The sequence below is a fragment of the Nitrospirillum goiasense genome, from assembly GCF_034427435.1.
Classification (GTDB): domain Bacteria; phylum Pseudomonadota; class Alphaproteobacteria; order Azospirillales; family Azospirillaceae; genus Nitrospirillum.
Genome location: NZ_JAXQNP010000002.1, coordinates 2,210,265 through 2,230,870 on the forward strand (window position 1 = coordinate 2,210,265; position 20,606 = coordinate 2,230,870).

Sequence of the window (20,606 nt, forward strand, 5' to 3'; positions counted from 1 at the left end):
TCCCGGGAAAAGCGCCCTCAGCCCAGCATGGCAACGCGCCGGGCGTGACGTCCCCCTTCGTACGGCGTGGACAGGAAAGCCAAGGTGCAATCGCGCGCCACCTCCGCCCCGACGATGCGGGCGCCCAGCACCAGGACATTGGCGTCGTTGTGCTGGCGGCACAGCCGGGCGGTGGTGATGTCGTGGCACAGCGCCGCGCGAACGTGGCGGTGCCGGTTGGCGGCGATGCTGATGCCGATGCCGGTGCCGCAGATCAGCACGCCGGCCTCGGCCCGGCCATCGGCCAGGGCGGCCGCGACGGCATCGGCGAAATTGGGATAGTCGACGCTGGCGGGACCGTTGGTGCCCAGGTCCAGGACGGCAACGCCCTGCTCTTCCAGCAGCGCCTTCAGCGCGGCCTTCAACTCGGTGCCGGCGTGATCGGAAGCGATGGCGAACGTCTTGGCGGTCATGGGGCCCAACCCGTTTTTGCGAACGCGCGACCGGGGGCGCGCCCGCACGGCCCGCCCCTTCGGCGCCATCCCCCTGGACTCAATGGCCCGCGACCGGCGGCGCCACAAGAAGTGGGGGCTAAAAATCGTGTGGACACTACCAGATGCGCCCCGCCGGCACCAGTTCCGGGATCCGCTGGCGGCGCAGCCAGGATATGCCCGCCACGCCGACCTGCAACCGAGCCGCGACCGCGTGTAACCCGTGGATGAGCAGCTGCCGAGCTTCGCTGTTGGCAACGTGCAGTAGAGCCACTTTGGCCCGCAATAGCCCGCCAATGCAGCAACTCAACCGTGAAGCCCACAATCCGTCTAAAATTGTCGACATGTGACGCACGTCACAATCAAGGGCATGGGCCGCAACTATCCCCATCCAAGACAACACGGACCAACACTTGGCGAAGGCTAGAAAGACCAGCCCCACATCGACAGGATAACTCGAATTAACATTGACATGACATTATGACTGTGCGAGGGGTACACCCACTTCGTTCCAATGTGTCAAGGCAGTTGAAATGATTGAACAACAGGACGGCGATCTGCGCGCGTCTCAACTTCTCCGGATGACGTCGGAAATCGTTTCTGCCTATGTTGGCAAAAATGCCCTTCCGGCCCAGCAGATCCCCGAGATCATCAGCACGGTCTATAGCTCGCTTGCCGGCCTCGACACGCCGCAGGTCGAAGCCCAGCCCGAGCCGCAGCGTCCCGCCGTGCCCGTCCGCAAGTCGGTCACCCCGGAATACATCGTTTGCTTGGAAGATGGTAAGAAGCTGAAGATGCTGAAGCGGCATCTGCGCTCCACTTACAACATGACCCCCGACGAATACCGCGCCAAGTGGGGTCTGCCGGCCGACTATCCGATGGTGGCCCCGAACTATGCCGCCCAGCGGTCGGAGTTCGCGAAGAAGATCGGTCTGGGCAAGGCCCCGTCCGATCAGCCCCGCCGTCGCGCCTCCTAAGATTACGGTTCAGCGGCCCAGCCATCTTTGGCTGGGCCCGATGGATCACTATAAAAGCCGCCGCGCCTTAAGGGCCGGCGGCTTTTATATTGGCAATCATGCAAGGATGCCGCGGGGTTTGCTGCGCCTTTTGGCCAGGACGTACTTCAACTTGGCGACGGCCACCCGCGCGAGATGCGCCCGTGGCAAGCTGGCGGGCCCCTGAATCGAAACCTCGACGCCCGTCTGGGCGTCGATGGCCGTGGCCTTCACGATCTGGCCGATCCGGTGGTATTCGACATAGACTTCGCCGTCCCCGGCCATCACCCGCCATCCACCTGAGGTAAGCGCCGCGCTGGGTTAGGCGGCTGAGCTGGCCGGATAGTTGGTGTAGTCGAGGGTGGAAGTCCAGAAGCGCTCAAGCTTGCGCATGAGGTCATTGGCCTTGGTCAATTCGTCGGCGGAGAGCCCCGCCTCGCCCAACGCGCCGACCTGCCGCTCGAACAAGGTGTTGATCTTGTCCCGCAGGGCGATGCCCTTGCCGGAAAGGCGCACGCGCACGGAACGGCGGTCATGGGCCGACCGCTCCTGCGTCAGATACCCATTCTCATGCATCTTCTTGACGTTATAGGAGACATTCGACCCGAGGTAGTAGCCACGGGCGGTCAGCTCCCCCACCGTCAGCTCATCTTCGCCGATATTATAAAGAATCAAGCTCTGGACGTTGTTGATGTCCTGCACGCCCTGCCGGTCCAGCTCGACCTTGAGCACTTCCAGAAAGTGCCGATGCAGCCTTTCGATCAACAGGATGCTGTCGTAGTAAGGTTGCTTCAAAGCCCTCTCCTTCACACGAAACCGGCGACATAGAGTGTTCGACGGCAAATAAATCAACAGGAATCATGACGGACACGTAGATTCCATTGAACGCGCAAGACTTTAACGCATCGCCTGCGGGCAATCGACCCGATAATGTAAGAAAATCTCAGAATTTGTCACCGCCACCGGCTCCACCTACCCCTAATGGATAGTCCACTCAACCATTTGTCGAGATATTTCTTATGTATGGATACAACGAGGTGTCACCACCCTCACCTATCGCTTCGGCGTACGTCAATCGGCAAAGGTGAGATCTCCCGAGACAGGCACCTGGAAGTGGCGTTCCACCTCAGACTCGGAAACTTGGTCGAGCGTGGCCGGCTGCCATTTCGGCTGGCGGTCCTTGTCCACCAGCTGGGCCCGGATCCCCTCGTAAAAATCCCGCCCGGCCATCACCGCCTGCGTCATGCGGTATTCCATGACCAGCACGTCCTCGATCTCCATCGCCACGCCCCGGCGTAGTTGCGCCAGCGTCACCTTCAGGCTGGTGGGGGACATCTGCGACAAGGTCTTCACCGTCGCCGCGGCCCACGCGTCATCGAATCCCTGCGTCTCATCACAGAGGCAGGCCAGGATCTCCTCCACCGTGGCCGCGTTGAAGCTGCGGTCGATGGAGGGGGTGTGCACCGCCAGCGGTGCCTCGCCGGGGAAAGCGGCGTGGCGGCCAAGGATGGCGTCGACCGTGGCCCCAGGGTGGTCGCCGTAGCTGGCGGCGGCCAATTCCTCCACCACCGTTTCCACCAGGCTGGACGGAACATGATGGGTGGCGATCCCGGTGTAGGCGGCATCGGCGGCCCCCAGCCGGGCGCCGGTCAGGGCCAAATAGGTGCCCAGCTCCCCGGGCAGGCGGGACAGAAAATAGCCGCCGCCCACATCGGGGAACAGGCCGATTCCCGTCTCAGGCATGGCCAGCAGGGTCTTCTCCGTCGTCACCCGGTGGCTGCCGTGCACCGACAGCCCCACGCCGCCCCCCATGGTGATGCCGTCCAGCACGGCGATGTAGGGCTTGGGGAAGCGCTTGATGCGGCGGTTCAGCCGGTATTCCTCCCGGAAGAAGTCGCGGGCGACGGCACCGTCCCCCTCCCCGCGCTGCCAGGCCTTGCCGCTGTCCCAGACCGCCCGGACGTCACCACCGGCGCAAAAGGCGCGGTCGCCCGCCCCCTGGATAACCACCGCCTTGATGGCCGGGTCCTTGGCCCAGGCGGCCAACTGCGGATCAATGACGCGGATCATGTCCAGGGTGAGGGCGTTCAGCGCCTTGGGCCGATTCAGCAGCACATGGCCAATGGCGCCGCGCACGGTGCAGATGACATGAGGCTGATCCACGGTCTCGTTCATTCCCTCATCCCCTGACTTCTTGTAAGGCGGATCACCCTGGGGGGTGCCGGTTGATTGGCGGCGATCATAGGGAGGTGCGGCGGCCAATGCCAGCCCGACAGGCGTCCTCCTTCCCGGCGGGGCCCTCCAGCAGGGCCTTCCCGGCAGGGCAGCGTTGACCGGGGCGGGCGCGCCGGACCGTTCCCGGCCTTGAGAGGTGGCGGGCCGGGGCGTAGCATTCCCGGCACCGGATCCATACCCCACGTCATTCCCAAACGTCCCAAGGACTTGGAGCCCTTCCATGGTTGATCATGCCTCCCTGCCCCGCCGTTTCGGCGGCGATCCCCGCCAACGGCCGCGCCGCAACCGCGTCGACGCCTGGACGCGCCGGCTGGTGGCGGAAACCAGGCTGTCGGTGGACGACCTGATCTGGCCGGTCTTCGTGGTCGAGGGTGAGAACTGCCGTGAGCCCGTGGCCTCCATGCCGGGGGTGGAGCGGCTCAGCATCGACCTGCTGCTGCCGGCGGTGGCCGAGGCGCGCGACCTGGGCATCCCCTGCGTGGCCCTGTTCCCCTGTCTGCCCGCGGACCAGAAGGACCCCATGGGCAGCGAGGCGACCAACCCTGACAACCTGATGTGCCGGGCCCTGCGCGCCATCAAGCGCGAGGTGCCGGATATCGGCACCCTGGGCGACGTAGCGTTGGACCCCTACACCAGTCATGGCCATGACGGCATCGTCACCGATGGCCGCATCCTGAACGACGAGACCGTGGCCGTGCTGGTGCAGCAGTCGCTGGTGCAGGCGGCGGCGGGCTGCGACATCATCGCCCCGTCCGACATGATGGATGGCCGCGTCGGCGCCATCCGCGACGCCCTGGACGAGAGCGGGCATGAGCTGACCCGCATCTGCGCCTACGCCGCCAAGTACGCTTCCGCCTTCTATGGCCCCTTCCGCGACGCGGTGAAGACCGGCGGCCTGCTGAAGGGTGACAAGCGCACCTACCAGATGGACTCGGCCAACACCAACGAGGCCCTGCGCGAGGTGCAGTTGGACCTGGAGGAAGGCGCCGACATGGTGATGGTGAAGCCCGGCCTGCCCTACCTGGACATCGTGCACCGGGTGAAGGCGGAATTCGGCGTCCCCACCTTCGCCTATCAGGTCAGTGGTGAGTTCGCCATGATGAAGGCGGCCGCCCAGAACGGCTGGATGGATTACGAGAAGTCGCTGCTGGAAACCCTGCTGGCCTTCCGGCGCGCGGGCGCCGACGCCATCCTGACCTATGGCGCCGTGGACGCCGCCCGCCTGCTGCGGGCCGGGCACTGACCGGGACCACCTGCTGAGAAGGGCGGGGCGCGGGTCGGACGCGCGTCCAGCCCGCGCCCTTCGCTCATTCCGGGTCGTGGCAGACGGCCTCGATGTTATGGCCGTCCGGGTCCAGGATGAAGGCCCCGTAGTAATTGGGATGATAGTGCGGACGCAGGCCCGGCGCGCCGTTGTCCCGCCCGCCGGCGGCCAGTGCCGCGGCGTGGAAGGCATCGACCGTCTTGCGGTCCTCCGCCGCGAAGCAGATGTGCAGGGCGCCGCCCTGCAACCGGCGCCCGGTGCCAATCCAGAAGTAGGGTTTACCCTCGCTGCCGTAGCCGGCATGGGCGCCGGCGCCGGTCATCTCCTCGGTGATGTTCATCAGGCGGCTGATGCCCAAGGGGGCCAGGGCGTGATCATAAAAGGCGGTGGAGGTCGCGAAGTCGGCGACGGAAATGCCAATGTGGTCCAGCACGGGAATGACCCTCCCCAATGTTTATTATGGCGTCCCTATCATGCCAGCGTTTCCAGAAAACGCACCAGGCATCGATCGAGCCATCCACCACCTAAAATAGCGTCCCGATTCTCCCGCGCCGCATGGAATCCGACGTGCCCCCCTTTGGTCACGATCAGGGGCAGCACCGCCGGATGCGCCGCCCAGTCGAAATCCAAATAAGGCTCCGGCGCGATCCAGGGATCATCCAGGGCGTGGATCACCAGGGTGGGACGGGTGATGGCGGGCAGGAAGCGCCGGGCGCTGTTGACGCGGTAGTATTCCTCCGCGTCCCGCCATCCGTTGGCCGGCGCCACGTAGTCGTTGTCAAACGCGTAGATGGTGCGGGCGCGGCGCACGGCCGCCTGGCGGCCGGCTTCCGCACTTCCGGCCTCCGCCGGCGTGGCCAGCGTCTCCGCCTTCATCTGCCGCAGCAGCCACAGGTGGTAGGGACGGTTGCGCGGTTTCAGGAAACGGCGGGAGGTGGCGGACAGGTCGATGGGGGCGGACACCGCCACGGCACCCCGCACCAGGGGCGGTAGCGCCTCCCCCTCGCCCATCAGCTTCAGCACCATGTTCCCGGCCAGGGAATAGCCCACCACCACGACACCGGCCACCATCACGTCTGGCATGTCCGCCGCCAAGTGGGCCAGGACGGCACGAACGTCGGCGGTGCGGCCGGCGTGATACCGCTGGCGCGTCCGGCCGACGAAGGGTCCGGCGCCACGCAGGTTCAGGCGCAGGACCGCATGGCCACGGGACAGCGCGGCGCCGGCGGCGGCGCGGACATAGGGGCTTTCCTCCGATCCCGCCAGCCCATGGATCAGCACCACCAGGGGGCGGGGCGGCACTGGGATGGCCGGCCGGTGCAGCGTGCCGGCCAGGCGGTCACCGCTGCCGTCATCCATGGGGAATTCCAGGACCTGCCCCGCCGGCAGGGGATGCCAGGGACGGCGCAGGGTGTTGCGCAGGGTCTGAAGGTCCGGCCCCCACCAGGGCGGGCGGGGGCGGAACAGCGGATAGCCAGGGGGTAAGGGCGGGAGAGCCACCTTAGCGCAGGAAATCGCGCACGGCCGTCCGTTGCGCCGGGTCCATCAACGCCGGGGCATGGCCGGCGTCCGCCACCTCGTACAGCGTGGCCTTGGGGCCGCGCTGGGTCATCGCCTGGGCGATCTCCGCCGTCAGCAGGTCGGATTGCAGGCCGCGAATCGCCAGCACGGGACAGCGGATCATGCCCCACACCGGCCACAGGTCGACATCGGTGATGGGTTGCGTCTGGAAGGCGCGGGCGATGCCGGTGTCGTAGGCCAGGCCCAAGGTGCCGTCGGCCCGCGTCCAGTAGCCATGGTCGGCCAGATGCCGCCACTGCGCGTCCGTCAGGTCACCAAAGGGGGCGTAGACCAGACTCAGATAACGCTGCACCTCCTCCACCGAGTGGAAGGTCGGGCTGGTGCCGACATAAGTGGCGATGCGCTCCAGCGCCGCCTTGGGCACCAGGGGCCCGACATCGTTCACCACCAGGCGGGTGATGGGGCTGTCGCCCTGCGCCGCCAGGATCATGCCGATCAGCCCGCCCATGGAGGTGCCGACCCAGTCCAGCGACTCCACATCCAGGCGGGCGATCAGCGCCGCCATGTCGGCGAGGTACTGGGGATAGCCATAGAGATCCGGGTTGGCCAGCCTGCCGCTCTTGCCCCGGCCGACGACGTCCGGGCAAACCACGCGGGCCCCCAGGCTGTCGGCCAGATCCGCCGCCAGCACGTCGAAGTCACGGCCGTTGCGGGTCAGGCCATGGCAGCAGACGATGGTGCGTCCGCCCGCCCCCACGGGATGGCCGTCCGGCAGCCACTGCGTGTAGGCCAGGCGGTGGAAGCCCAGGGCGGAAAGCCCCCGCAGGGTATGTTCGGTCATGGTCGCCATGGTTAAAGCGATACCATGGGGGCCGGTGCCAGGAAAGCCCACCCTTGGGGAAAGCCCACCCTTGGCCAACCCTACCGACATGACCATATGGCGCCCGCGACCATTTGTTCCGGACGCGTGGCGGCCATTTGGATCTGTCGCGCCGGGCCTGCCACCGGTTAGACTGGGGCTCCATGGGTTTAAGCATAAGGGGATACCGGCTTGGCCAGCGCGGGTGGCGACGAGAAGGCGCCCATCATTATCAAGAAGGTGAACAAGGGCGGCGACGGGCACCACGGCGGCGCCTGGAAGGTGGCCTATGCCGACTTCGTCACCGCCATGATGGCCTTCTTCCTGCTGCTGTGGCTGTTGAGCGTGACCACGGCGGAGCAGAAGCTGGGCCTGGCCGACTATTTCAGCCCGGCGACCCCGTCCAAGCAGGAAAGCGGTGCTGGCGGCGTGCTGGGCGGCAAGACCATCACGGTCAACGGCGCCGCCATGAACAACAGCTCCCCCACCTCCGTGGCGGTGCCCTTGCCCTCCCGCCCCCAGGCGGCCAACGCCTTCCAGTCGGTCGAGGATGCGACGGACGAGGCCCAGGGCAAGCCCGACGGCAAGGACGACAAGACCAGCGGCACCACCGACAACAACGGCGGGCGCAGCGATGGCAGCAAGTCGGGCGACGGCCGGCTGGACATGGACCAGAACGGCGACGGCAAGGTGGATGAGCAGGAGCTGAAGCAGGCCCTGGCGCAGCACGAGGACCAGCAGTTCAAGGAAATCGAGAAAGAGGTCCGCCAGGCCATCCAGCAGGTGCCGGAACTGAAAGACCTGCAGCAGAACGTCATCATGCAGCGCACGCCGGAGGGGGAGCGGCTGAACCTAGTGGACCAGGACGGTTATTCCATGTTCCCGTCGGGCAGCGCCAAGATGAATTCCCAGACGGCGCAACTGCTGTCCCTGGTGGCCCAGGCCGTGGCCAAGCTGCCCAACAAGGTGTCCATCACCGGGCACACCGACAACACCCCCTTCGCCAACGGCTCCGGCTCCTACGGCAACTGGGAGCTGTCATCCGACCGCGCCAACGCCACCCGCCGCGCCCTCGCCGCCGCCGGCGTGTCGGAGGACCGCATCGCCTCCGTGGTGGGGCTGTCCGACCGCGACCCGCTGTTCCCGGATGATCCCAAGTCGCCGCGCAACCGCCGCATCAGCATCACCGTGCTGCGCGAACACCCGCTGGGCGACATCGCCACCAAGCCGGGGGCCGCGCGGACGCCGGACGGGATGCCGACAACCCCCGCCGGCACGCCGGTACAGCCCCCGCCCCCCTCGATCAGCAGCCGCCCCGGAGGCGGCGGACGGTGAGGTGGAACCCATGAAAGAGCGCTTACCCCGAAAGGGAATGCCATTGGCATGGCCCTACATCTCCCGGTAAAGTTCATCGGTACGCGTCATCAGGTATTGTTGTTCTGTTGGCCTTCAGCTGTTCCCGTTTCCCGTGGCACCCTAGTCGTCCAAGAAAGGCGCGGATGTCGGTCATCCCACCCCATTCCCGGCCGTTGCAGCAGTTCTACCGCTCCGGTCCCATGCCCTGCCCCTACCTGCCGGGGCGCATGGAGCGCAAGCTGTTCACCCGGTTGGTGGGGCAACAGGCCAGCGGCGTGAACTCCGCCCTGTCCCGCGCCGGCTTCCGCCGCAGTCACGACATCGTCTACCGCCCCGTCTGTGCCGGGTGCGCCGCCTGCGTCCCCGTGCGTATTCCCGTGGCGGGCTTCAGCCCCAACCGCACCATGCGCCGCATCCTGCGCGCCAACGCCGACCTGGTGCCGGGTGTCCAGCCTGCCAGCGCCACGGCGGAACAGTTCCAGGTTTTCGCCAGCTATCAGGCGGCCCGCCATAGCGACAGCGACATGAGCCGCATGGGCATGACCGACTACGCCGCCATGATCGAGGAGGGCCAGGTGGACAGCCGCCTGTACACCCTGCGCGATGCTGGCGGCGCGCTGATGGGCGCCATCCTGACGGACCGGCTGGATGACGGATTCTCCGCCGTCTACAGCTTCTACAATCCCGACCTGCCGGACCGCAGCCTGGGCACCCGGCTGATCCTGTCGCTGGTGGAGCAAGCGCGGCAGGAAGGATTGCCCCACGTCTATCTCGGCTATTGGATCGAGGGCAGCCGCAAGATGGACTATAAGCGCCGCTTCCAGCCGCTGGAGGCTTTGGGCCGTGACGGCTGGGTTCCCCTCGGGCCCGCTACCTGAGTAGTTTCTGCCGTCCTCCGCCGACTGAGCCATCGAAAGCCCGTTGCAAAACGCAAATGCTGCCTTTCATTTGGCAAGGCCGCCGCCGTACCGGGCGAGTCGCCCGCGCGAAAACAGCCTCAAATTAACGGCACATTTATTGCTGTATTGCGAAGTGCTTCAGAGCGTCCGTCACGACGGCGGGCGCACGGTCTTCACTGGGAAAGGGATGCGTTCGTTCCATGCGTGCGGTCAGCGGTTTCATCCGCCCTGCGTTCCTGGCTGTGGTTCTGGCGTTGCTGGCGATGAAGCCGGCGATGGCGCTGAATATCGCCGTGAAGGGGGTCGTGGAATCCAACTGCTTCGTTTCCGTGTCGACGGGTGACGCCACCCTGGCCGCCGATGGCGGCGGCAGCGTCATGCTGGGCGACCTGGGGGAGCACTGCAACGAGTCCTCCGGCTACACCGTGGTTCTGTCGTCCAACAACGGCGGCGCCTTGGTCGATGCCAACGGCAACAAGATCCCCTACACCATTTCCTATGACCAGGTGGATGGCCGCCCCTTGAGCGAGCCGCAGGTCATCAACCGCCTGGACCCGCAGACGGAAATGCGCACCGGCAGCATCCTGCTGACGCTGCCGCGCCAGGTCGTCCGCCAGGGCGGCTTCTACAGCGATACCCTCACCATCACGGTCCGCGCCCGCTGACCGGCCGCTGGCCGGTTAGAGTTTTTCTGACTTCCGTTGAAACGTCAGAAAAACTCTAAGCTTTTGTTCCGTCGTGCGATTCACGCTTCAGATGAGTCCATCTGAAACGATCGCACTCGAGATCGCCCAGTCCGCCCCTGGCGCCATCCTCCCCCTCTTCCGGCCCATGCCCCCATCAGACAGGCTTGTGTCCTTCCCCGCTTTGCCGCACAGTGAGGCAAAATGATACCGTTAACATGATAATGTTAGCGCTAACGGGAGGGACAACCATGCGGGCCATCTGGTTTGCCGCCGCCTTGGCTATTCAGCCTTGGCTCACCCAATCCTGCCTTGCCGCGGCACCACCGGCCCCGCCTGCCGGGCTGACCGTCAGTCCCGATGAGACGCTGGAGATGCAGGGCCTCAGCGTCATCGTCGACCAGATGCATTTCCATCCGGTGTTCCGCGATGAAAAGAATGCCGGTATCCAGATCATCCTGCATGGGGAACGCATCGCCACCGATGGCGCCGTACGCCTCAATCCCACGCCGGAACAGTGGGACCCCGTCCCCGCCTTCGTGAAACGCGAGCGCGGTCCCGGGCCCGACCAACTGACGGTGTACAGCCGCTTCCCCGACCAGGGCTTCAGCTACCGCCTGGTCATCACGCCGGAGGGCACGGGCTTCCGCGTCGCGGTGAACATGGACCAGCCGCTGCCGGCCGAGTATGTCGGCAAGGCGGCCTTCAGCCTGGATTTCCTGCCCACCAGCTATTTCGGCAAGACCTACGCGCTGGGCAACGGCACCGGGGGTGACGCGACGGGCCTGTTCCCGCGCAGCCCCAGTGGTCCCATGGCCAAGGACGGTTCGGGCGATCCGCTGCCCCTGGCGTCGGGCGGCTCCTCCCTCGTGCTGTCGCCGGAAGATCCGCTGACGCGGGTGGCCATCACCTCCGACACGGCGCCGCTGTCGCTGTACGACGCCCGCAACCGGGCGCAGAACGGCTGGTTCGTGGTCCGCGCCCTGATCCCGGCGGGCAAGACCACGGACGCCATCGTCTGGCACGTCCATCCCAACGTCATCAAGAACTGGGTGCGCGATCCGGTCGTCGCCTTCAACCAGGCGGGCTACACCCCCGACCGCGCCAAGGTCGCGACCGTGGAGCTGGACCCGCACATGAAGGCGCCGAAGGACATCCAACTGGTGCGCCTGGGTGCCGACGGCAGCCGGACCGTGGCGCTGAAGGGCACCCTCAAGCCCTGGGGCCGGTGGCTGCGCTATGACTACGCCACCTTCGATTTCTCCGGCGTGCGCACACCCGGCATTTACGCCATCTCCTACGCCGGGCATCTGTTTAACCCGTTCCGCATCGCGCCCGACGCCTATGACCGCATCTGGCAGCCCTCGCTCGACACCTATCTGGCGGAGCAGATGGACCATATGGCGGTGAAGGAGCAGTACCGCGCCTGGCAGGGCCTGTCGCATATGGACGACGCCCGCCAGGCCGCGCCCAACATCACCCACTTCGATGGCTACAAGATGGGGCCGCACCTCGACTCCCCCTTCAAGCCGGGAGAGCATATTCCCGGCCTGAACGTGGGCGGCTGGCAGGACGCCGGCGACTACGACATCCAGACATCCGACAACGCCTGGGTGGTGCGCGACCTGGTGTGGGCGCGTGAGCTGTTCGGCCTGGAATGGGATGAGGACACGATCGACGAGGCAGCCCACCAAGTGGAAATCCGCAAGCCCGACGGCGTGCCCGACGTGCTGCAGCAGATCCGCCACGGCACCCTGCAATTGCTGGCGCAGTACAAGGTGTTCGGCCATGCCATCGTCGGCATCATCGACCCCACCTTGAAGCAGTACACCCACCTGGGCGACGCCGGTTCCCAGACCGATCGCCTGATCTATGATCCCAAGCTGGGCCCCAACGAGAGCAACGGCGTCTATTCCGGCGTGCCCGACGACCGCTGGGCCTTCACCTCCGACGTGCCGGCGGACGATTACCACCTGGCCGGCGCCCTGGCCGGCGCGTCGCGCGTGCTGGGCGGCATTGATCCCGACCTCGCCGCGCAAGCCCTGGCCGCGGCCAAGGTGCTGTGGGCCAACCAGCAGGACCCGGGCGACCGCATGGATCGGCCGGAACGGGGGGATTGGAACACCGCCGACATTCTCGACATGGCCGCTTTTTCCGCGACGGTGGACCTGGTGATCACAACCAAGGGCGCCGATCCGCTGTACACCACCAAGCTCAAGGCCCTACTGCCCGCCATCAAGCACCACTTCGCCTGGCTGGGGGGCGCCGCCACGCTGGCCCTGCCCTACATGGACGCCGACTATCGCGCCCAGCTGACCCAGGCGGTGATCGAGGCCAAGGCCACCATCGATGCGGAGGCCGCCAAGACGCCCTTCGGCGTGCCCGTGGCCATGGGCACCTGGGCCGGCAGCAGCCAGGTGGCGGGGTTCGGCACCACCATGTACCTGCTGCACAAGGCCTTCCCCGGCATCATCGGCACCCAGTACACCCTGGATGCCCTGGACTATGTCCTGGGCCGCCACCCGGCGACCAACCTGTCCCTGGTGTCCACCGTGGGCACCGAGTCCAAGATGATCGCCTACACCCACAACCGGGCGGATTACTCCACCGTGCCCGGCGCCATGGTGCCCGGCGTCCTGGTCATCAAGCCGGACTTCCCGGAACAGAAGGTGGCGTGGCCCTTCCTGTGGTTCGAGAACGAATCCACGGTGGCCACCATCACCGCCTATATCCTGGCGGCCAACGCCGGGATCATGGTGAGCAAGGGGCAGTGACGCCTGATCGCCTCGCCCAAAATGAAAACGCCGGAGTGATCCCCACTCCGGCGTTGTTCCTTGAACCTGACCAGGATGGATCAGAAGCGGTTATTACGCGGGAAGCCGTTGGGCGGCAGCTTGCCCTGGGTGCCGCGCGCGCCGCGCCAGGGCGACAGGTCGGTTTCCACCCGGGTGCGGTCGCCGACCCCGCCCATCTTCCATGACAAGCCCTTGGCGCCGTCGAACACGCAGATGTCGGACAGGCTGGCGTCCTTGTACTTCTGCAGGGCCACGCCCTTGCCGCGCACCATGACGGGCAGTTCCTCCAGGGCGAAGACCAGCAGTTTTCGGTTGTTGCCGATGACGGCGATGGTGTCGCCCTCCACCGGCACGCAGGCCAGCGCCGTGGCGCCATCGCCCACGTTCAGCACCTGCTTGCCGGCACGGGTCTGCGCCACCACCTCGTCCGCGTCCACCTGGAAGCCGCGGCCGTCGCTGGACGCCACCAGCAGGCGCTTGCCTGGGCGGTAGGGCAGCAGGGTGACGATGTCGGCGTCGCCCAGGTCGACCATCAGGCGCACCGGCTCGCCAAAGCCGCGACCGCGCGGCAGGCGGTCCACGCCGATGGTGTGGAACTTGCCGGTGCTGGAGAACACCAGCAGCTTGTCCGTGGTCTCGGCATGCAGGACGAAGCGCTCGGCATCGCCCTCCTTGTACTTGGCCTCCGCCGTCTCGGCCGGCGGCAGGTGGCCCTTCACGGCGCGGATCCAGCCCTTCTCCGACAGGAAGACGGTGACGGACTCACGCTCGATCATGGCCTCGACCGGCACCACCACGTCGGTGGGGGCGTCGCCCACGGCGGTGCGGCGGGCGCCCAGCTCGGTCGCCTGGCCGAAGCGCTTCTTGGTGGCGGCGACCTCGGCGGCGATGGCCGTCCAGCGCTTGCCGTCGTCGTCCAGCAGGGACAGCAGTTCCGTCCGCTCGGCCGTCAGGCTGTCATGCTCCTTGCGGATCTCCATCTCTTCCAGCTTGCGCAAGCTGCGCAGGCGCATGTTCAGGATTGCTTCCGCCTGCACGTCGGTCAGGCCGAAGGCGCGCATCAGCTCGGCCTTGGGCTCATCCTCCTCGCGGATGATGCGGATGACCTCGTCCAGGTTCAGGTAGGCGATGAGATAGCCGCCCAGCACCTCCAGCCGGTGGTCGATCTTGGCCAGGCGGTGGCGGGACCGGCGCACCAGGACCACGTTGCGGTGATCCAGGTAGGCGCGCAGCACCTCGTGCAGGGTCATGACGCGCGGCACCTGGTCGGCGTCCAGCACGTTCATGTTCAGCGGAATCTTCACTTCCAGATCGGTGTTGCGGAACAGCTGTTCCATCAGCACCGCCGGGTCGACGTTGCGGCTCTTGGGCACCAGCACCAGCCGCACATCCTCCGCCGACTTGTCGCGCACGTCCTCCAGCAGGGGCAGCTTACGCTCCATGAGGAGTTCGGCGATCTTCTCCACCAGGCGGGACTTCTGCACCTGGTAGGGGATCTGGGTGACGATGATCTGCCAGGTGCCCTGGGCCAGCTTCTCGCTTTCCCACTTGGCGCGCAGGCGGAAGCCGCCGCGCCCGGTGCGATAAGCCTCGCGCACGGCGTCCCGGCTTTCCACCAGCACGCCGCCGGTGGGGAAGTCGGGACCGGGCATCAGGGTGACCAGCTCATCCACCGTCACCGGCCGGCGGCGGTCTTCCGGCACCAGCAGTTCGCGATCGATGATCAGGCTGAGGGCGTCGCAAATCTCGCCGGCGTTGTGCGGCGGGATGCTGGTCGCCATGCCCACGGCAATGCCGGCCGAGCCGTTGGCCAGCAGGTTGGGGAAGGCCGACGGCAGCACCATCGGCTCCTCGCCGTCGCCGTCGTAGGTGGCGCGGAAGTCGACCGCGTCCTCGTCGATGCCATCCAGCAGGGCCTTGGCCACCTCGGTCAGGCGGGCCTCGGTGTATCGCATGGCGGCGGCGTTATCGCCGTCGATGTTGCCGAAGTTGCCCTGGCCCTGGACCAGGGGATAGCGGGCGGCGAAGTCCTGGGCCAGGCGCACCAGCGCGTCATAGACCGAGGCGTCGCCGTGCGGGTGGAACTTGCCGATGACGTCACCCACCACGCGCGCCGACTTCTTGGGCGGGGTGGTGGGTTCCAGCTTAAGCTGGCTCATGGCGAACAGCAGGCGGCGGTGCACCGGCTTCAACCCGTCGCGCACATCGGGCAGCGATCGCGACACGATGGTCGACAGGGCGTAGGACAGGTAACGCTCTTCTAGCGCCTTACGCAGCTGTATTTTGATAATAGTATCGGTCATGATGGCCGGACACTACCAGATATGGTGGGCCGATTGCCAGACGTGGTGCAGCCGGTTGGAAACTTAGGGTTCCTGCGGCTCCGCCCCCCGCCTGCCGGGGCGGGAAGGCCATGCGCGCGCAAGTAACGCTCCTCCAGGCGCTGGCGGGCCGGTGGCACCTCGGCATGGCGCTGGGCGAAGACATGGCGTTCCAGGAAATAGCCGGTCAGGCGCAGGCCGGCGGCCACGTCCTCCTCGCCCCCGCCCTGGAATCCCAGGCCGATGAGGAAGCCCGGCAAGGGCAGCAGCTTGTCACGGTAGGGCTCCCCCGCCGACAGGGAAACCGCGCGTCCGGTGCGGGGGCTGACATAGGCCAGTTGGTCGTTGGGGTTGCCCACGGGCTGGCCGGTGCTGGCGCACTGCGTCAGGTCCAGGCCGAAGCCCACCTCCTCCAGCAATCCCACCTCCCACCGCACGTAGATGGCGGGCCAAATGTCCAGGTCCAGCGCCTGGAACAGCGCCAGCGTGGCGTCGTACAGGCCGGGATGGGCCTCGCGCTCCGCCAGAACGGCGTCCATCAGGGCGGCGGCGGCCACGATGGCCGCCAGGCGCAGGGGATCGTCCAGGTACAGCCCGGCGGGGGAGCGCACGGGCTCCACCGTCCAGGTGCCCAGTTGGTCGGCGGTGCGGGCGCGCCAACGGACGGCGACCTGGGCGCCTGGTTCCAGCACGCCGCGATACCGCTGGGACTGGCCGCCGTTCAGCACGCCGGCGTGCCGACCATGCTCACGCGTCAACGCCACCACCAGCGCGGCGGTATCGCCGAACGGGCGGGATGAAAGCACGATGGCGTCGTCAGTCCATTCCATGCAGGCGTTTTAGCAGATCGCGCCCCTCCGGGCATATGCGAATGCTCCCAAGGCCCGCATCAGACCAACGGTGTCACCGCAGCGCTTTTTAGTATACCCTCTATTGATAACCCTTGACCCGAGCGGCCGCGTGCATAGCCCAACTATTCGAAATCATTGGATTATGAAAGTGGGTTCACTGCGCGGTCGGGTCGTGGTGCGCGGTGCCGCGCCGGTGGTGACATGAGCGCGGGAAAACCCGCCCCCCTCAAAGGCGTGCCCGCCCCGGGCCCGGCGTCGCTCCCCCCTGCGTTGAACCATGACGAGCGGCTGACGCTGGAGCGTTATCGCCTGGCGGCGGCGGCCAGCAATGAGGGCTTGTACGATTGGGATCTGCGCACCGACCGGGTCTATTACGCCGATTCCTGGAAGGCGCTGCTGGGCTATGCCGAGGATGAGATTGGCACCTCCCCCGACGAATGGCTGAGCCGGGTCGACCCCGATGACCTGATCTGGCTGCAAGCCACCCTGGACGCCCAAGCCAGCGCCGGGGGCAAGCCCTTCCAGATCGAATACCGCATGACCCACCGCAACGGCCATGTGCTGTGGATGATGTGTCGCGGCATCGTCGTCCTGGATGACGAGGGGGAGCCCATCCGCATCGTCGGCGCCCACCGCGACGTCACCGACCGCAAGAACGCCGAGGAGCAACTGCGCCTGAGCGAGGAGCGCTACGCCCTCGCCGCCCAGGGCGCCAACGACGGCCTGTGGGACTGGCATGTCGCACCGGACGAGCTTTACTGCTCCTCCCGCTGGACGGCCATGCTGGGGATAGGCGGCGGCGCACGGACCAGCAGCATGGAGGATTGGTACGCCCAGATCGACGGGGAGGACCGCCCCCGCCTGCGGGCGGCGGTGGAGACCCATATCGCCGGCGGCAGCGCCCATCTGGAGGAGGAGGTGCGCACCCGCCACGCCGGCGGCGGCGAGCTGTGGGTGCTGATCCGGGGCGTCGCCATCCGGGATGAAAGCGGCGAGGCCATCCGCATGGCCGGCTCCATGACCGACATCACGGCGCGCAAGCGGGCGGAGCAGCAACTGCTGTTCGACGCCTTCCATGACGGCCTGACCCGCCTGCCCAACCGCATGCTGCTGCTGGACCGCATCGGCCAGGCGCTGGGGCGCCGGCGCCGGCCGGAGGAGGCTCAGTTCGCGGTCATGATCGTCGACATCGACCACTTCAAGACGGTGAACGACAGCCTGGGCCCCCTGGTGGGGGATGAGGTGCTGTGCGCCGTGGGCCAGCGCCTGGACGACGCCCGGCGGGCCGGTGACACGGTGGCGCGCCTGTCGGCCGACGAATACGGCGTGCTGATGGATGGCGTGCTGGACGTGAAGGCGGCGGTGGACGCGGCGGAGCGCCTGGCCGCCGCCGTGGCCAAGCCGCTGGCGCTGCCCAATGGCGATGAGGTGGTGATGAGCGTGACCACCGGCATCGCCCTGTCGGGATCGGGCTATGCCTCGGCCAGCGACATGCTCCGCGACGCCGGGCTGGCCATGTACCGGGCCAAGACCAGCGGCCGCGGCCGGGTGGAGATGTTCGACGATACCCTGCGCGAACGGGCCCTGAGCCGCCTGCGTCTGGAATCGGACTTGCGCCACGCCGTGGAGAACCAGGAGTTCCGCCTGTTCTACCAGCCCATCGTGCGGTTGCGGGACGGCGCCATCGCGGGGTTCGAGGCGCTGATGCGCTGGTTCCATCCCCAGCGCGGCCTGATCCCGCCCAGCGACTTCGTCCACCTGGCGGAGGAGACGGGCCTGATCCTGAAGATGGGGCGCTGGGCCCTGGCCGAGGGCACGCGCCAACTGGCGGAATGGCAAGGCCGCTTCAGCCCCGACCTGTTCATGAGCGTCAACGTGTCCGGCCGCCAGTTGATGGAGGACGACCTGGTGGCGGCGGTGACCGAGACGCTGAAAGCCCACAGCATCACGCCGGGCACACTGAAGCTGGAAATCACGGAAAGCCTGTTGCTGGACGACCCCGGCCGCTGCCTGGGCATCATGGAGGCGCTGAAGAGCAAGGGCGTGAAGCTGTCGCTGGACGATTTCGGCACCGGCTTCTCCTCGCTCAGCTATCTGCACCGCTACCCCATCGGCACGCTGAAGATCGACCGCAGCTTCGTGCGCGCCGCCGGCGAAAGCGACCGCCGCAGCGCCATCGCCCGCATCATCACCCTGCTGGCCCAGGCGCTGGACCTGGAGGTGATCGCCGAGGGCATCGAAAAGGAATCCGAGGCCGAGTTCCTGCGCGGCCTGCACTGCCAGTACGGCCAGGGCTATCACTTCGCCCCGCCCCTGCCCAAGGAGGCGGTGGAGGATATGATGGACGGGCGGCGACGGGGGCAGGAGGCGTTGGCCGGGGTGTCGGCGCTGAAGGGACTGCCGTCCAAGGGGCAGTGACACTGTCAGCTATCCAGAGTAAATTCTTGCAACTGGCATGTGCAGCTTTGCGCAACCGCGTTAAGTTAGTAAAGCCATATAGTTCACGGGATATGGTAATAATCGCCCGCCCCCTTTAATATCATTCATGAATGAGATCAAAATGAGCATAGACCAGGAAGTGGCGAAAGCTAGAAAAGATATCAGAACTGATGATTATCAAATGTCCATCGGCGAGTGGGTTTCTTTGTATGAGAATGAAGACCTGGACATACATCCAGAGTTCCAAAGGCTTTTCCGTTGGACAGACAGACAAAAAAGCAACTTGATAGAATCAATACTTCTTGGAATACCGCTTCCGCCCATATTTGTATCTCAAAGAGAAAATGGCGTGTGGGATGTAATAGACGGACTTCAGCGTCTTTCAACAATATTTCAGCTAATGGGAATACTTAAAGATCAAAGCGGAAAATCCGTACCTTCACTAGAGTTACAAAAAACAAAATATCTTCCATCATTGGCTGGAATGTGCTGGGACGGAGAAAATGAGCTCCCACCTGAGCTAAAGAGGATTATTCGGCGCAGCAAAATTGGTGTAAGTATAATTTTACGGGAAAGTGATGAAAATACGAAATACGATCTATTTGAGCGATTAAATACAGGCGGAACAAAATTAACAGATCAAGAAGTTAGGAATTGCATTCTTGTAATGGCAGATATGAGTTTTTACGAATGGCTACATTCCCTAACTCAAATTTCATCATTTGCTGAAACTACTTCCCTGAGTGAGAAGTTAGTCACCGAAAAATATGATATGGAACTTGCTTTACGATATCTTCTCTTTTCAGAAGCTGATGCTGAGATCTTGAGATCGGTTGGTGATGTTGGCTCGTTTCTTAGTGAAAAGATGATAGATTTAGCAAAATCAACAACCTTTGATCGCAGCAAAGCATACTCAGAATTTAAAGCAGTCTTTGATGCTCTGGCGGAATGCATGCATGAGAATGCATTTAAACGTTATTCTCCCGAGAAAGGTCGACATGAAGGCGCGTTTTTGGTGTCGGTGTTTGAGGCTGTTACCGCTGGTGTAAGCGCAAGGATAAAAGCAGGAAAATCACATAATGAAATTCCCAACCTCGCAGCAACGCTGTGGACCGAGCATGACTTTACAAATTGGGCTCGCTCCGGTGTGACGGCCGCTCGCCGTTTATCGCGGATTATTCCATTTGCACGCGAGCATTTTATTAAATGAAAATGCAAAAAATAGATGACCTGCTTAACATCACGATGTCCGACAGAATCTGGAGGATAAAAGAAATTACTTTTCTTAAATCCGCCTGTGCGGAGGATAACCAAACAAAACAGCGACTTTCTATCCTTCGTCGCGCATTTATTCCTATTGCCTATGCTCACTGGGAGGGATACGCAAAAAAGATTGGGCAATCATACCTTGAATATGTTGCGTCACAAAATCTTAAACTCTACGAATTAAGCACTTGCTTCCAGTCAATGCACTTCTCAAACGAAAATTACAATGACCTTCAGCGTTTAAAAAGACATTCCCTACAAGGAATAATTCACAAAATTACTAATGAAGGGGAAGAAGTTATTAATTTAAAAACGAAAGGCGTTATAACAGCCCAAGGAAATTTAAACAGTGACGCCCTTAAAGATATTTGCCTGAATCTCGGTATTGATTTCTCTATCTTTAATAGCAAGGCAACCTTCATAGATAAAATACTAATAGGAAAGAGAAATGGAATTGCACATGGAGAAGGATGGTCGATATCTTATGAAGAGGTTGAATCAATATCAGATAATGTAATTAATTGTATTGATATATTCAAGGAGTCTATTGAAAGAGCAGCAACATCAGCTGAATATCTTTCAAAAAGAGCGAAGAATGAGATAAGATTTGTCTGAAATCGCCCATCATGGCAAAAAGAAGGTTTCGACTTGT

The 20,606-nt window shown here is 64.3% G+C and carries 18 protein-coding genes; 9 read left to right on the forward strand and 9 right to left on the reverse strand.

Features of this window, described 5'->3' with window-relative positions:
* Positions 1-17: 17 nt before the first annotated feature.
* Positions 18-452 carry a ribose 5-phosphate isomerase B gene (rpiB, locus tag ULB03_RS12730; protein ID WP_322483464.1) on the reverse strand — a complete coding sequence of 145 codons (435 nt, stop codon included), beginning with the start codon at positions 450-452 and terminating at the stop codon, positions 18-20.
* A 551-nt stretch (positions 453-1,003) separates the two neighbouring features.
* On the opposite strand from rpiB, the gene ULB03_RS12735 reads away from it, so the two are divergent.
* Complete coding sequence (locus ULB03_RS12735; RefSeq protein WP_145730312.1) at positions 1,004-1,447, forward strand: Ros/MucR family transcriptional regulator; 444 nt, start codon at positions 1,004-1,006, stop codon at positions 1,445-1,447.
* A gap of 96 nt (positions 1,448-1,543) precedes the next feature.
* Here ULB03_RS12735 and ULB03_RS12740 read toward each other — a convergent pair whose 3' ends face one another.
* From ULB03_RS12740 to ULB03_RS12750, 3 genes are all read right to left on the reverse strand, one after another.
* Complete coding sequence (locus tag ULB03_RS12740; protein WP_322483465.1) at positions 1,544-1,750, reverse strand: DUF6898 family protein; 207 nt, start codon at positions 1,748-1,750, stop codon at positions 1,544-1,546.
* Between the two features lie 36 nt (positions 1,751-1,786).
* Positions 1,787-2,260, reverse strand: a complete 474-nt coding sequence (locus ULB03_RS12745; RefSeq protein WP_322483466.1) for a MarR family winged helix-turn-helix transcriptional regulator — start codon at positions 2,258-2,260, stop codon at positions 1,787-1,789.
* A 276-nt stretch (positions 2,261-2,536) separates the two neighbouring features.
* Positions 2,537-3,640: an enoyl-CoA hydratase/isomerase family protein gene (locus ULB03_RS12750; RefSeq protein WP_322483467.1), complete on the reverse strand. Its 1,104-nt coding sequence runs from the start codon at positions 3,638-3,640 to the stop codon at positions 2,537-2,539.
* A 280-nt stretch (positions 3,641-3,920) separates the two neighbouring features.
* Between ULB03_RS12750 and hemB the strand changes: the two genes are divergently transcribed.
* The gene (gene hemB / locus ULB03_RS12755; protein ID WP_322483468.1) at positions 3,921-4,943 is read left to right on the forward strand and encodes a porphobilinogen synthase; all 1,023 of its coding nucleotides are present in this window, start codon (positions 3,921-3,923) and stop codon (positions 4,941-4,943) included.
* A 64-nt stretch (positions 4,944-5,007) separates the two neighbouring features.
* Here hemB and ULB03_RS12760 read toward each other — a convergent pair whose 3' ends face one another.
* The 3 genes from ULB03_RS12760 to ULB03_RS12770 are packed head-to-tail and all read right to left on the reverse strand — an operon-like array spanning position 5,008 to position 7,335.
* Positions 5,008-5,397: a VOC family protein gene (locus ULB03_RS12760; protein ID WP_322483469.1), complete on the reverse strand. Its 390-nt coding sequence runs from the start codon at positions 5,395-5,397 to the stop codon at positions 5,008-5,010.
* 38 nt (positions 5,398-5,435) lie between these two features.
* A complete protein-coding gene (locus ULB03_RS12765; RefSeq protein WP_322483470.1) occupies positions 5,436-6,464 on the reverse strand; it encodes a YheT family hydrolase in 1,029 nt (342 codons plus the stop codon).
* Between the two features lies 1 nt (position 6,465).
* Entirely contained in the window at positions 6,466-7,335 is an 870-nt protein-coding gene (locus ULB03_RS12770; protein WP_322483471.1) for an alpha/beta fold hydrolase, read from the reverse strand.
* A gap of 201 nt (positions 7,336-7,536) precedes the next feature.
* Between ULB03_RS12770 and ULB03_RS12775 the strand changes: the two genes are divergently transcribed.
* The 4 genes from ULB03_RS12775 (at position 7,537) to ULB03_RS12790 (ending at position 13,056) form a co-directional block, all read left to right on the forward strand.
* Positions 7,537-8,679, forward strand: a complete 1,143-nt coding sequence (locus ULB03_RS12775; RefSeq protein ID WP_322483472.1) for a flagellar motor protein MotB — start codon at positions 7,537-7,539, stop codon at positions 8,677-8,679.
* A gap of 164 nt (positions 8,680-8,843) precedes the next feature.
* Positions 8,844-9,578: an arginyltransferase gene (locus ULB03_RS12780; protein ID WP_145730330.1), complete on the forward strand. Its 735-nt coding sequence runs from the start codon at positions 8,844-8,846 to the stop codon at positions 9,576-9,578.
* A gap of 221 nt (positions 9,579-9,799) precedes the next feature.
* Positions 9,800-10,264: a hypothetical protein gene (locus tag ULB03_RS12785; RefSeq protein WP_322483473.1), complete on the forward strand. Its 465-nt coding sequence runs from the start codon at positions 9,800-9,802 to the stop codon at positions 10,262-10,264.
* A gap of 269 nt (positions 10,265-10,533) precedes the next feature.
* A complete protein-coding gene (locus ULB03_RS12790; protein WP_322483474.1) occupies positions 10,534-13,056 on the forward strand; it encodes a glycoside hydrolase family 9 protein in 2,523 nt (840 codons plus the stop codon).
* A gap of 80 nt (positions 13,057-13,136) precedes the next feature.
* Here ULB03_RS12790 and parC read toward each other — a convergent pair whose 3' ends face one another.
* Positions 13,137-15,380 (reverse strand): DNA topoisomerase IV subunit A, encoded by a 2,244-nt coding sequence (gene parC / locus ULB03_RS12795; RefSeq protein WP_322483475.1) that lies wholly within the window; start codon positions 15,378-15,380, stop codon positions 13,137-13,139.
* The gene (gene recO / locus ULB03_RS12800; protein ID WP_322483476.1) at positions 15,377-16,228 is read right to left on the reverse strand and encodes a DNA repair protein RecO; all 852 of its coding nucleotides are present in this window, start codon (positions 16,226-16,228) and stop codon (positions 15,377-15,379) included. Before recO ends, parC begins: the two co-directional genes overlap by 4 nt.
* Before the next feature lie 222 nt (positions 16,229-16,450).
* On the opposite strand from recO, the gene ULB03_RS12805 reads away from it, so the two are divergent.
* The 3 genes from ULB03_RS12805 (at position 16,451) to ULB03_RS12815 (ending at position 20,569) form a co-directional block, all read left to right on the forward strand.
* Entirely contained in the window at positions 16,451-18,667 is a 2,217-nt protein-coding gene (locus tag ULB03_RS12805; protein WP_322483477.1) for a putative bifunctional diguanylate cyclase/phosphodiesterase, read from the forward strand.
* 142 nt (positions 18,668-18,809) lie between these two features.
* On the forward strand, positions 18,810-19,898 hold the full coding sequence (locus tag ULB03_RS12810; protein WP_322483478.1) for a DUF262 domain-containing protein: 1,089 nt from the start codon (positions 18,810-18,812) through the stop codon (positions 19,896-19,898).
* The gene (locus ULB03_RS12815; RefSeq protein WP_322483479.1) at positions 19,895-20,569 is read left to right on the forward strand and encodes an MAE_28990/MAE_18760 family HEPN-like nuclease; all 675 of its coding nucleotides are present in this window, start codon (positions 19,895-19,897) and stop codon (positions 20,567-20,569) included. Before ULB03_RS12810 ends, ULB03_RS12815 begins: the two co-directional genes overlap by 4 nt.
* Positions 20,570-20,606: the final 37 nt, after the last annotated feature.